Raw genomic sequence first — 11,226 nt, 5'->3', positions numbered from 1 at the left:
ACCACCCGCACGGTGAGATGCCTCAACGCCGCGGCGCCACCACGACCCGGCTCCCGGCCAGCAGGAAGGCGATCCCGTCGACGTCGTCGGCCGGCTCCAGGTTCAGCCCGAGGCGCAGGAACAGCTCGCGTACGCCGCCGCGGTCGGTCTCCTCGCTTGGCCGGAGTGCCAGCGCCTGGCGGATCGTCTCGGCGTGGATGCGCCGGCCGCCGAGCCGGTCCCAGCGCTCCGCGACCAGCGCCGGCTGCGCGCCGAAGGTCACCAGCTCGGTGCGGGCGGCGGGGATCCCGGCGGCGCGGGCCCGGTCGAGCTCCGCGATCCGAGCGCTGGCCTCCTCGGCCGTGGTCGGGCGCAGGATGTGCGTCGAGGGGTGCTCGTACGTCGGCCAGAACCACGTCCCCGAGGCCCGCCGCAGCGCGAACTTCCCCTGGTGGCCACCGAGGGAGAACCGGGGACGGGCCCGCTGGTCGAGCCAGGAGGTGGGCTGGTTGCGCAGCGCCGCGAGCCGGGTCGCGATCTCGGGCAGCGGCACCTCGACGGGATGCGGCGCCCGGCGCCAGGGCAGGTCGGGGTCGGCCGAGAGCGAGACCGCGCCGGCGAGGTCGTCGCCGTAGGAGGCGAGCAGCGTCATCGGCTCGGTGTCCGGCAGCCCTCGCTCGCGCGCCCATCGGCGGCGTACGTCCTCGCGGGCCGGGAGCAGGTTGTCCAGCCAGGCGCGGGCGGCTCCCGGGACGAGAGCCGGGCCGGTGCGCGGCAGGCAGAGCGAGATCGGTGTCGGGCCGGCGGTCTCGGCGTAGGTGAAGTCGACCTGGTCGCCGACCTGACGGAAGGTGCCGATCCGGCGGCGGCCGGCGAAGGCGTACAGCTCGCGCATCAGGGACCGGTCAGGCAGTGGGCCAGGACGGCGTCGAGGTCGACGTCCTCCAGGGGCGGCGCGATCGGGGGGAGCTGGGTGGGCGCCAGATAGACGTCGAGCACCTCCAGCAGCGCGAGCGCCTTGCCCAGCTCGGCGCGCGGGTGGCCGGACTCGACGTCGACCACGAACCGCCGGCCCACGCCGGCGCGGTGGGCCAGGTCCTCCTGGGTGAGGCCGGCGCGGCGCCTGGCCGTCCGCACGGCTGACCCGAAGGCGGCCGGTGAGGTCAGGTACGGCGACGGCACGGTGAACACTCTACGCGATGTTCCCGTACGGGAACATGGAGGGCGAAAGTGGCTGGGGCACGGCTCGAACCGGTGCTTACAGTCCGATCATGAAGATCACCGTTGTCGGCGTGGGGTACGTCGGGATGTCGCTCGCCGTCCTGCTCGCCCAGAAGCACGACGTCGTCGTCCTGGACATCTCCCAGGAGCGGGTCGACCTGGTCAACGCGGCCAGGACCCCGATCGAGGATGCCGAGATCACCAGCTTCCTGGCCACCAAGGAGCTCGGCCTGCGCGCGACCCTCGACAAGGAGGACGCCTACGCCGACGCGGCGTACGTCATCGTCGCCACCCCGACGAACTACGACGAGGCCTCGAACTACTTCGACACCTCCAGCGTCGACGGCGTGATCGCCGACGCGGTGAGCTACGCGCCGGAGGCGGCGATCGTGGTGAAGTCGACCATCCCGGTCGGCTACATCGCAGCCAAGCGACAGCAGCACCCCGACGCGACGCTCTTCTTCAGCCCCGAGTTCCTCCGCGAGGGCAAGGCGCTCCACGACAACCTCCACCCCTCCCGCATCGTCGTCGGCGACGACTCCGCGGCCGCGAAGGGCTTCGCCGAGCTGCTGCTCGAGGGCTCCCTCGACCCGGACGTACCCGTGCTGATGACCGGTGCCACCGAGGCCGAGGCGATCAAGCTGTTCGCCAACACCTACCTGGCGCTGCGGGTCGCCTACTTCAACGAGCTCGACACCTACGCCGCCACCCACGGTCTCAACACGACCCAGATCATCGAGGGCGTCGGCCTGGACCCGCGGATCGGCTCCCACTACAACAACCCGAGCTTCGGCTACGGCGGCTACTGCCTGCCGAAGGACACCAAGCAGCTGCAGGCCAACTACCAAGACGTCCCGCAGAACCTCATCTCGGCGATCGTCGAGGCCAACACCACCCGCAAGGACTTCGTCGCCACCGACATCCTGCGGCGCGAGCCGAAGGTGGTCGGCGTCTACCGGCTGATCATGAAGTCCGGCTCGGACAACTTCCGCGAGTCCTCGATCCAGGGCGTGATGAAGCGGATCAAGGCCAAGGGCGTCGAGGTGGTCATCTTCGAGCCCGAGCTCGACGAGTCGCAGTTCTTCCACTCCGAGATCATCAAGGACCTCGACGAGTTCAAGCAGCGGGCCGACGTGATCATCGCCAACCGGCGCACCGAGGTGCTCGCCGACGTCGCCGACAAGGTCTACACGCGCGACATCTACGGGCGCGACTGAGCCGCTCCGGCGGTGAGATCAGCACCGGTGGACGACCTCCGGGTAACGGACCGGTGAACATCGACTCGCGATGAACCGCGCGCGGATGCGTACAGTTATTGTCGCGTCTTCTGTTCAGTGTCTAGGAATGAGGCAACATCATGGCTGGTGACTCCGAGACCCGCCCCTGGGGTTCGTGGCACGTCATCGACATCGGTCCGGGCTACAAGGTCAAGCGGATCGAGGTGCTGCCCAACAGCCGCCTCTCCTACCAGACCCACACCCACCGCTCCGAGCACTGGGTCGTCATCTACGGCAAGGCGACCTGCATCATCGACGGCGTGACCACCATCGCCGGCCCGGGTGAGTCCGTCGACGTCGCCGTCGGCCAGGCCCACCGGATCTGCAACGAGACCGACGAGCCGCTCTCGATCATCGAGGTCCAGCGCGGTGGCTACACCGGCGAGGACGACATCGTCCGGCTCGAGGACGACTTCGGCCGGGCCGAGGCCGAGCGGACCGCGACGGCCTGAGACCACCACGACGTACGCGGCGGGGCCCTGCCCCGCCGCGTACGTCCCGTCTGGGGCCGGGTCAGGCCAGCAGACCGAGCAGATACTTCCCGTAGCCGCTCTTCAGCAGCGGCTGGGCCAGCTCGGAGAGCTCCTCGTCGGAGAGCCAGCCCTGGCGCCAGGCGACCTCTTCAGGCGCACCGATCTTGGTGCCCTGGCGGTGCTCGATGGCGCGGATGAAGTTGGCGGCCTCGTTGAGGTCCTCGAGGGTGCCGGTGTCGAGCCAGGCGGTGCCGCGGGGCAGCACCTCGACCGAGAGGGTGCCGGCCTCGAGGTAGATCCGGTTGAGGTCGGTGATCTCGAGCTCCCCGCGCGCGGACGGCCTGAGGTTGCGGGCGTGCCCGATGACCGAGCTGTCGTAGAAGTAGAGGCCGGGGACGGCGTACGGGCTCTTCGGCTTCTCCGGCTTCTCCTCGAGGGAGACGGCCTTGAAGTTCTCGTCGAACTCGACGACGCCGTAGGCACGCGGGTCGGCGACGCGGTAGCCGAAGACGGCGCCGCCGGTGATCGTCTTGAAGCGGGCCAGCTGGGTGCCGAGGCCGGGGCCGTAGAAGATGTTGTCGCCGAGGACCAGGCCCACGCCGTCCTCGGACTCGTCGAGGAAGCCCACGTCGGCACCGATCGTGAACGCCTGGGCGAGGCCGTCGGGGGAGGGCTGCTCGGCGTAGCTGATGTTGACGCCGAGATGGCTGCCGTCACCCAGCAGCCGGTGGAAGCCGGAGGCCTCGTGGGGCGTCGTGATCACCAGGATGTCGCGGATGCCGGCCAGCATCAGCGTGGTCAGCGGGTAGTAGATCATCGGCTTGTCGTAGATCGGCATCAGCTGCTTGCTGATCGCGAGAGTGATCGGGTGCAGACGTGAGCCGGTGCCGCCGGCCAGGATGATCCCCTTCATGGTCACTTGATCCTACGGATGTTCACCCGACGTTCTAGGGAACCCGCCGGGACTCGGCGACCACCGGGTGGTGAATTCTGCCTACGATGAACCGGTGAGACGGATTCTTGTGACCGGTGGGGCCGGGTTCATCGGCTCCAACTTCGTGCACCACCTCGTGGCCGAGACCGACGCGTACGTGACGGTGCTCGACAAGCTGACCTATGCGTCCTCGGAGGCATCGCTGGCAGGGCTCCCCGAAGACCGGGTGAAACTCGTGGTCGGCGACATCGCGGACGCCGCGGTCGTCGAGCCGCTGGTGGCGGAGTCGGACGCCGTGGTGCACTACGCGGCCGAGTCGCACAACGACAACTCCCTCTCCGACCCGGCGCCGTTCGTCCAGACCAACATCGTCGGCACCTTCGTGCTCCTCGAGGCGGTCCGTCGCCACGACGTACGTTTCCACCACGTCTCCACCGACGAGGTCTACGGCGACCTCGACCTGGACGACCCCAAGCGCTTCACCGAGGACACTCCCTACCAGCCGTCCTCGCCCTACTCGGCCACCAAGGCCGGCTCCGACCACCTCGTCCGCGCCTGGGTGCGCTCCTTCGGCGTACGCGCGACGATCTCCAACTGCTCCAACAACTACGGCCCCTGGCAGCACGTCGAGAAGTTCATCCCGCGCCAGATCACCGAGGTGATCGAGGGGCGTCGCCCGCGCGTCTACGGCGACGGGCTCAACGTCCGCGACTGGATCCACACCGACGACCACTCCTCGGCGGTCTGGACGATCCTGGAGAAGGGCCGGATCGGGGAGACCTACCTGATCGGTGCCGACGGCGAGAAGTCCAACGTCGACGTCGTCCGTGCGATCCTGCGCCACTTCGGCAAGCCCGAGGACGACATCGAGTGGGTCACCGACCGGGCCGGCCACGACCGTCGCTACGCCATCGAGTCCGGCAAGCTGCGCACCGAGCTCGGCTGGGAGCCGAAGTACCAGGACTTCGACAAGGGCCTGGCCGCCACGATCGCCTGGTATCAGGAGAACGAGGCCTGGTGGTCGCCGCTGAAGCACGAGACCGAAGCCAAGTACGCCGCGAAGGGGCAGTGATCCGCGGTGACTGAGCTTCGTGTCGACGAGACCCCGATCCCGGGGCTGCTGGTCGTCCAGCTGCCCGTGCACGGCGATGCCCGCGGCTGGTTCAAGGAGAACTGGCAGCGCGAGAAGATGGTGGAGCTGGGGCTCCCCGACTTCGGGCCCGTGCAGAACAACATGTCCTTCAACGCCTCCCGGGGCGCGACCCGGGGCATCCACACCGAGCCGTGGGACAAGTTCGTCTCCGTCGCGTGCGGGCGGGTCTTCGCGGCGTGGGTCGACATGCGCGAGGGTTCGTCGTTCGGGACGACCTTCTCGGTCGAGATCGGCCCGGAGACCGCGGTCTTCGTGCCGCGAGGCGTGGGCAACTCCTACCAGGCGCTGGAGGACGGCACGGTCTACTCCTACCTGGTCAACGACCACTGGCGTCCCGGGTTCGCCTACCCGGCGCTCAACCTCGCCGACGAGACCGCCGCGATCGCCTGGCCGATCCCGCTGGACTCCGCGGAGGTCTCCGAGAAGGACAGGGCCAACCCGCGCCTCGCCGAGATCACCCCGATGAAGCCGAAGAAGACCCTCATCATCGGGTCCAACGGCCAGCTCGGCCGGGCCCTCGTTTCGGTCTTCCCGGGTGCGGACGCCGTCGACCTCGACGAGCTCGACATCTCCGACGAGAAGGCGGTCGCGGCCTGGCCGTGGCCCGACTACCAGCTCATCCTCAACGCCGCCGCCTACACCGCCGTCGACGTCGCCGAGACCCCCGACGGCCGGCGCACCGCCTGGGCCGCCAACGCGACCGCGCCGGCGCTGCTCGCCCGGGTCGCGACCGAGCACCGGCTCACCCTGGTGCACTACTCGACCGAGTACGTCTTCGACGGCACCGCCACCGAGCACACCGAGGACGAGCCGGTCTCGCCGCTCGGCGTCTACGCGCAGTCCAAGGCCGCCGGCGACATCGCCGTCGCCGGCGCCCCCCGCCACTACATCCTGCGCACCTCCTGGGTCGTCGGAGACGGCAAGAACTTCGTACGCACCATGGCGGCTCTCGCCGAAAAGGGCGTCTCGCCCACCGTCGTCGACGACCAGATCGGCCGGCTCACCTTCACCGACACGCTCGCCGCGGCCACCGCTCACCTGCTGCGGTCCGGGGCTGCGTACGGGGTCTACAACTGCACCAACGCCGGAGAGCCGTGCTCGTGGCGCGACATCGCCGCCGAGGTGTTCTCGCTCTCGGGTCGTGACCGGGCCGATGTGGGCGCCACCTCCACCGAGGCCTACTTCGCGGGCAAGGAGGGCGTCGCGCCGCGACCGCTCAACTCGGTGATGTCCCTCGACAAGCTCACCGCCACCGGCTTCGAGCCCGAGGACCACCTCGACGCGCTGCGCCGCTACCTCAAGGCCTGACAGCTACTTCTCGGAGCGCTCCGGCACCCGCCAGGCGGCGGCGTTGTTGTCGAAGGCGTCCAGGCCGCGCGACTGGCGGATGAAGCCCCACAGGAGCGGGCCGAGGAGCAGCATCGCGCCGCCGAGGAGCAGCAGGAAGGTGGCGTCGGCGCCGAGCATCTTGGCGCCCGAGAGCGTCAGCATGATGACGATGCCGCGCCGGATGACCGACTGGGAGACCCAGCGCGCCATCCGGGAGCCGAGGAACGTGCCCGGGGTGCCGCCGAGGATGAGCGGGATCAGCACCGCCCAGTCGACGCCGTGGTTGAGCACCTGGCCGATCGCGGCGGCCAGGACGAGCGGCACCGCCTGGAGCAGGTCGGTGCCGACCAGCTTGACCGCGGAGAGGGTCGGGTAGACCAGCAGCAGCGCGATCATGATGACCGAGCCGGAGCCGACCGAGGTGATGCCGACCAGGAGACCGCCGAGCGCGCCGATGACGATGGTGAGCAGCGGCTTCAGGCGGGGGTCCTCCTCGGGAGCCTCGTTGCCGCCGGTGACCAGGCGCAGCTGCAGGTACATCCGGAACATGTAGGACGCCGCCGCGAACAGCAGGGCCCCGCCGAGGACGAGCTTGAGGAAGTGGTCGGTGTCGCCCGGTGCCAGCTTGTGGACGAAGGTGCCGAGGAACGCGCACGGCACCGAGCCGATGATCAGGTAGGTCGCCAGCCGGATGTTGGGTGAGCCGTGGCGCCAGTGGACCGCGGCGCCGACCGACTTGTTGACCGAGGCGGCGACGAGGTCGTTGGCGACCGCGGTCGTCGGGGGCACCCCGAGGAAGATCAGCGCCGGCGTCATCAGCGCGCCACCGCCCATGCCGGTCAGCCCGACGACGATGCCGATACCGAAGCTGACCACGAGCACGCTGAACGCGTCTTGGGTGAGGAGGTCGGCGAACACGGGGCAACTCTCACATAGTCTCGCCCCCATGCCAGCACCCGTGCCGTTCGCCGAGATCATCCGCTCCGACTTCGTCGAGGGACACCATTACGGGTCCGCCGTATCCCTGGCGGCCGACGGCACCGTGAACTGGTCGCTCGGGGACGTCGACTCCCCGATCCTGCCGCGCTCCTCCAACAAGCCGGTCCAAGCCCTCGCCATGGTGATCCTCGGCCTCGACCTGCCACCCGACCTGCTCGCCCTGGCCTGCGCGTCCCACTCGGGCGAGGCGTTCCACCAGGAAGGCGTACGCCGCATCCTCGCCACCGTCGGCCTGGACGAGTCCGCGCTCGGCAACATCGAGGACTATCCGTTCGGTGTCGAGGCGCGGGAGGAGGCGCTCCGGCGCGGTGAGCCGAAGACCCGGCTGGCGATGAACTGCTCCGGCAAGCACGCCGCGATGCTCGCCACCTGCGTCGCGGCCGGCTGGCCGCTGGAGGGCTATCTGGACCCCAAGCACCCGCTCCAGGAGGGGATCCAGGAAGTGCTCGAGGCATGCACGGGGGAGGCTGCGATCGCCACCGTCGACGGCTGTGGCGCACCGGCCCTGTCCACCTCGCTGACCGGGCTGGCGCGGGCCTTCTCGACGCTCGGCTCGGCGCTCGACGGTCCGGCAGCGCGGGTCGCCGAGGCGATCCGGTCCCACCCCGAGTACGTCTCGGGCACCACGCGCGACGAGGTCGCGCTGCACCGGGCCGTACCGGGGCTGATCGGCAAGCTGGGTGCCGAGGCGGTCTACGCCGTCGCGCTTCCCGACGGCCGCGCGTGGACGGTGAAGGCCGACGACGGCGGAGACCGGGCGCGAGCGGTGGTGATGGCCGCCGCGCTGCTGCGTGACGGGGTCGGTGACCTGGACGGGGTCGACGCGGACGCCTTGCGGGCGACCGGCGATGCACCGATCCTCGGCGGCGGGCGCCGGGTGGGGGAGATCCGCGCGCTCCTGTGAGCTGCTAGCGGTCCGCTAGCGAGGCTGCACCCCCTGTTTCAGGCATGTTTCCCCCGGTTGATGAAGCAACTAGTGGGTGATGTGTGTCACTTCGGTTGCCCAGGACTTGTGATTGCTAGCAATTGTTAGCACACTGGAGTCATGGTCAAGAGCAAGGTCACGAGTGCGGTCGGCACGCTCGGCGAGTATCTGAAGGAACAGAGGATCTCGGCCGAGATGTCTCTGCGTCAACTGGCCGACCAGGCAGGCGTGTCCAACCCCTACCTCAGCCAGATCGAGCGCGGTCTGCGCAAGCCATCGGCTGAGGTCCTCCAGCAGATCGCCAAGGCGCTGCGTATCTCCGCGGAGCAGGTCTATGTCCGTGCCGGGATCCTCAGCCCCGACTCCAACGTCGGGGGATCGGTGGAGCTCGCCGTGCTCGCCGACCCGAGCCTGACCGAGCGGCAGAAGCACTCGCTGCTCGACGTCTACCACTCGTTCCTTGCTCTCAACAGTCGTGTCACCGACGATGCGCCGGCCGCCGATGAAACCGCTGAACCACATCACGAGGAGAACCCAGATGCCCACGCTGCCCAAGATTGAGACCACCAAGCCGCTGAACGCCGTCGCCGGCGTCGCCGACCTCGCCTACGAGACCGTCAAGAGCTACGCCACCGACCTGCAGAAGAAGGTCGACGACTACCGCTCCGAGGCGACCACCAAGCTGACCGACGCCCGCACCAAGGCGACCGAGAAGGCCACCGCCTACCGGACCCAGGCGACCGAGAAGGCCACCGCTGCCAAGTCCACCGTGAGCGGCTTCGACCCGAAGACCCTCCCGGCCCTGGCCAAGGAGCAGTACACCGTTCTTCCCGAGAGGCTGAAGACCACCGTCAAGGCCAAGCTCGACGAGACCACCGGCTCCGCCACCGGCACCTACGACAAGCTCGCCACCCGCGGTGAGGCCGTCGTCGCGAAGTTCAAGAAGCCCGAGACCGCCGAGGCCCCGGTCGAGGCGCCCAAGGCCGAGGAGCCCAAGACCGAGGCCCCCAAGGCCGAGGCCGCTCCGGCCGAGAAGCCGGCCCCTGCCAAGAAGGCTCCGGCCAAGAAGACGGCTGCCAAGAAGGCCTGATCCTGGCCCAGCACGACCGACGGCTCACCGAGGTACCTCGGTGAGCCGTCGCTTATTTCGTGGAGTTCCACGAGGGGAGCGGGCGTTGACCGAGTTACCTCGGTGAGCATCCGCCCCGAGGTCAGCCCGGGTAGTCGGCACCCGCAGCCTGGCGAGCCTCCCAGGCGGTGGCGACCATGGAGCGCAGGTCGTGGCGCATCTCCCAGTCGAGGTCGCGCCGGGCGAGCTCGCCGGTGGCGACGATGCGGGCGGGGTCGCCGGGGCGACGCGGCTTGATGACCGGCTCGAAGTCGATGCCGGTCACCTCGCGGATGGCGTCCATGATCTGGCGCACGGAGGAGCCGTCGCCCGAGCCCAGGTTGTAGACCGGCTCGAGGTCCTTGCCCTCGGCGAGCCGCTTGGCGGCGACGACGTGGGAGTGGGCGAGGTCGGCGACGTGCACGTAGTCGCGTACGCAGGTGCCGTCGGGGGTCGGGTAGTCGTCGCCGTTGATCTGCGGGGTCTTGCCCTTGGCCAGCGCGTCGAAGACGAGCGGGAAGAGGTTGTGGGGGCTGGTGTCGTAGAGGTCCTTGCTGCCGGAGCCGACGACGTTGAAGTAGCGCAGGCTGGTGTGCGCGAGCCCCTCGGCACGCGCCACGTCGGCGATCAGCCACTCGCCGATCAGCTTCGACTCGCCGTAGGGGCTCTCCGGGTTGGTCGGCGTGGTCTCGGTGACCACGTCGACGTCGGGGGTGCCGAAGGTGGCGGCGGAGGAGGAGAAGACCAGCTTGTCGACACCGGTGTCCGTCATCGCCTGGAGGAGGTTGGCGGTGCCGGTGACGTTCTGCGCGTACGTGTGCAGCGGCCGCTGCACCGACACGCCGGCGTACTTGAAGCCGGCGAGGTGGATGACGCCCTCGACGCCGTGGTCGGTGATCGCCTGCTCGATCGCGGACCTGTCCAGCAGCGTCGCCTCGACGAACGCGACGTTGTCGGGCACGAACTTCGCGAACCCCGAGGACAGGTCGTCGATGACGACCGGCTCGATGCTCGCGTCGAGCAGTGCCTGCACGACGTGCGATCCGATGTAGCCCGCGCCTCCGGTAACCAACCAACTCATGCGACGAAGATAGCGGGGTGCCCCGACCGGTTAGGTTTGCGGGGTGAGGCTCTTGCACGGTGACGGCGACCCGACGACCCCCGAGGGCCTGCGTGCCCTCTACGCCCCGCCCCGTCTGCCGTGGCTGCGGGCCAACATGGTCAGCTCCCTGGACGGTGCGGCGACCGGCTCCGACGGCCGTTCGGGCACCGTCAACAACGCCGTCGACGTCGACGTCTTCCACCTCCTGCGCGACCTCGCCGACGCCGTCCTGGTCGGCGCGGGCACGGCCGTCGCCGAGACGTACACCGCCAAGGGGGAGGGGGCGCCGATCGTCGTCGTCTCCCGCCGCGGCCGCGTTCCCGACGAGCTCCGCGGCCGCGTGCCCGGCGCGGTCCGGCTCGCCACGGTGGCCGAGGCTCCCGGCCTGGACGCCGCGCGGGAGGAGATCGGGGAGGAGAACGTCTACGTCACCGGCACCTCCGAGGTCGACCTGTCGGCGCTCCTCGACCGGCTGCACGAGGAGGGCATGCGACACGTGCTCTGCGAGGGCGGGCCCACCCTGCTCGGCTCGCTGCTGGAGGCAGGTGTGGTCGACGAGCTCTGTCACACGATCACGCCCAAGCTCCTCGCCGGCGACGGCCGGCGGATCGTGGCCGGGCCGCCCACCGACGTACCGGTGTCGTTGGGATCCCTCATCGAGCACGACGGCACGCTGCTGGGACGCTGGCTCGTAACCACCTGACGTTCACGGTCAGTTTCCGGTAA

At 69.5% G+C, this 11,226-nt stretch carries 13 protein-coding genes; 8 read left to right on the top strand and 5 right to left on the bottom strand.

Features of this window, described 5'->3' with window-relative positions; all coding sequences use genetic code 11:
• Positions 1-22: 22 nt before the first annotated feature.
• Positions 23-874 (bottom strand): HipA N-terminal domain-containing protein, encoded by an 852-nt coding sequence (locus ACZ6WN_RS09190; RefSeq protein ID WP_465864234.1) that lies wholly within the window; start codon positions 872-874, stop codon positions 23-25.
• Positions 874-1,161 carry a helix-turn-helix transcriptional regulator gene (locus ACZ6WN_RS09185; protein WP_465864232.1) on the bottom strand — a complete coding sequence of 96 codons (288 nt, stop codon included), beginning with the start codon at positions 1,159-1,161 and terminating at the stop codon, positions 874-876. Before ACZ6WN_RS09185 ends, ACZ6WN_RS09190 begins: the two co-directional genes overlap by 1 nt.
• A gap of 89 nt (positions 1,162-1,250) precedes the next feature.
• Between ACZ6WN_RS09185 and ACZ6WN_RS09180 the strand changes: the two genes are divergently transcribed.
• The gene (locus tag ACZ6WN_RS09180; RefSeq protein WP_465864230.1) at positions 1,251-2,417 is read left to right on the top strand and encodes a nucleotide sugar dehydrogenase; all 1,167 of its coding nucleotides are present in this window, start codon (positions 1,251-1,253) and stop codon (positions 2,415-2,417) included.
• Between the two features lie 140 nt (positions 2,418-2,557).
• Positions 2,558-2,929, top strand: a complete 372-nt coding sequence (locus tag ACZ6WN_RS09175; protein ID WP_465864228.1) for a phosphomannose isomerase type II C-terminal cupin domain — start codon at positions 2,558-2,560, stop codon at positions 2,927-2,929.
• 61 nt (positions 2,930-2,990) lie between these two features.
• Here the strand turns inward: ACZ6WN_RS09175 and rfbA are convergent, their stop codons facing one another.
• On the bottom strand, positions 2,991-3,863 hold the full coding sequence (gene rfbA, locus ACZ6WN_RS09170; RefSeq protein ID WP_465864226.1) for a glucose-1-phosphate thymidylyltransferase RfbA: 873 nt from the start codon (positions 3,861-3,863) through the stop codon (positions 2,991-2,993).
• A 94-nt stretch (positions 3,864-3,957) separates the two neighbouring features.
• On the opposite strand from rfbA, the gene rfbB reads away from it, so the two are divergent.
• A complete protein-coding gene (gene rfbB / locus ACZ6WN_RS09165; protein ID WP_465864224.1) occupies positions 3,958-4,956 on the top strand; it encodes a dTDP-glucose 4,6-dehydratase in 999 nt (332 codons plus the stop codon).
• 6 nt (positions 4,957-4,962) lie between these two features.
• Positions 4,963-6,345: a sugar nucleotide-binding protein gene (locus tag ACZ6WN_RS09160; protein WP_465864222.1), complete on the top strand. Its 1,383-nt coding sequence runs from the start codon at positions 4,963-4,965 to the stop codon at positions 6,343-6,345.
• A gap of 3 nt (positions 6,346-6,348) precedes the next feature.
• Here the strand turns inward: ACZ6WN_RS09160 and ACZ6WN_RS09155 are convergent, their stop codons facing one another.
• A complete protein-coding gene (locus tag ACZ6WN_RS09155; protein ID WP_465864220.1) occupies positions 6,349-7,284 on the bottom strand; it encodes a sulfite exporter TauE/SafE family protein in 936 nt (311 codons plus the stop codon).
• 28 nt (positions 7,285-7,312) lie between these two features.
• Between ACZ6WN_RS09155 and ACZ6WN_RS09150 the strand changes: the two genes are divergently transcribed.
• The 3 genes from ACZ6WN_RS09150 (at position 7,313) to ACZ6WN_RS09140 (ending at position 9,380) form a co-directional block, all read left to right on the top strand.
• Positions 7,313-8,269 (top strand): asparaginase, encoded by a 957-nt coding sequence (locus ACZ6WN_RS09150; RefSeq protein WP_465864219.1) that lies wholly within the window; start codon positions 7,313-7,315, stop codon positions 8,267-8,269.
• A 141-nt stretch (positions 8,270-8,410) separates the two neighbouring features.
• The gene (locus tag ACZ6WN_RS09145) at positions 8,411-8,851 is read left to right on the top strand and encodes a helix-turn-helix domain-containing protein (RefSeq protein ID WP_357334340.1); all 441 of its coding nucleotides are present in this window, start codon (positions 8,411-8,413) and stop codon (positions 8,849-8,851) included.
• Complete coding sequence (locus tag ACZ6WN_RS09140) at positions 8,829-9,380, top strand: hypothetical protein (RefSeq protein WP_465864218.1); 552 nt, start codon at positions 8,829-8,831, stop codon at positions 9,378-9,380. The genes ACZ6WN_RS09145 and ACZ6WN_RS09140 overlap by 23 nt, the downstream gene beginning before the upstream one ends.
• A 121-nt stretch (positions 9,381-9,501) precedes the next feature.
• Here ACZ6WN_RS09140 and galE read toward each other — a convergent pair whose 3' ends face one another.
• Positions 9,502-10,479, bottom strand: a complete 978-nt coding sequence (gene galE / locus ACZ6WN_RS09135; protein ID WP_465864216.1) for a UDP-glucose 4-epimerase GalE — start codon at positions 10,477-10,479, stop codon at positions 9,502-9,504.
• Between the two features lie 43 nt (positions 10,480-10,522).
• Here galE and ACZ6WN_RS09130 point away from each other — a divergent pair, with 43 nt between their 5' ends.
• A complete protein-coding gene (locus tag ACZ6WN_RS09130; protein ID WP_465864214.1) occupies positions 10,523-11,203 on the top strand; it encodes a dihydrofolate reductase family protein in 681 nt (226 codons plus the stop codon).
• The last annotated feature ends 23 nt before the right edge of the window (positions 11,204-11,226 follow it).

The organism is Nocardioides sp. NPDC054178 (assembly GCF_055585005.1).
This window is presented reverse-complemented; position numbering and strand designations above follow the sequence as displayed.

Bases quoted from the DNA above. Each gene is read 5' to 3' on its own strand.
- ACZ6WN_RS09190 (WP_465864234.1), bottom strand. From the start codon at position 874: ATGCGCGAGCTGTACGCCTTCGCCGGCCGCCGCCGGATCGGCACCTTC.
- ACZ6WN_RS09180 (WP_465864230.1), top strand. From the start codon at position 1,251: ATGAAGATCACCGTTGTCGGCGTGGGGTACGTCGGGATGTCGCTCGCC.
- ACZ6WN_RS09175 (WP_465864228.1), top strand. From the start codon at position 2,558: ATGGCTGGTGACTCCGAGACCCGCCCCTGGGGTTCGTGGCACGTCATC.
- rfbA (WP_465864226.1), bottom strand. From the start codon at position 3,863: ATGAAGGGGATCATCCTGGCCGGCGGCACCGGCTCACGTCTGCACCCG.
- ACZ6WN_RS09150 (WP_465864219.1), top strand. From the start codon at position 7,313: ATGCCAGCACCCGTGCCGTTCGCCGAGATCATCCGCTCCGACTTCGTC.
- ACZ6WN_RS09145 (WP_357334340.1), top strand. From the start codon at position 8,411: ATGGTCAAGAGCAAGGTCACGAGTGCGGTCGGCACGCTCGGCGAGTAT.
- ACZ6WN_RS09140 (WP_465864218.1), top strand. From the start codon at position 8,829: ATGCCCACGCTGCCCAAGATTGAGACCACCAAGCCGCTGAACGCCGTC.
- galE (WP_465864216.1), bottom strand. From the start codon at position 10,479: ATGAGTTGGTTGGTTACCGGAGGCGCGGGCTACATCGGATCGCACGTC.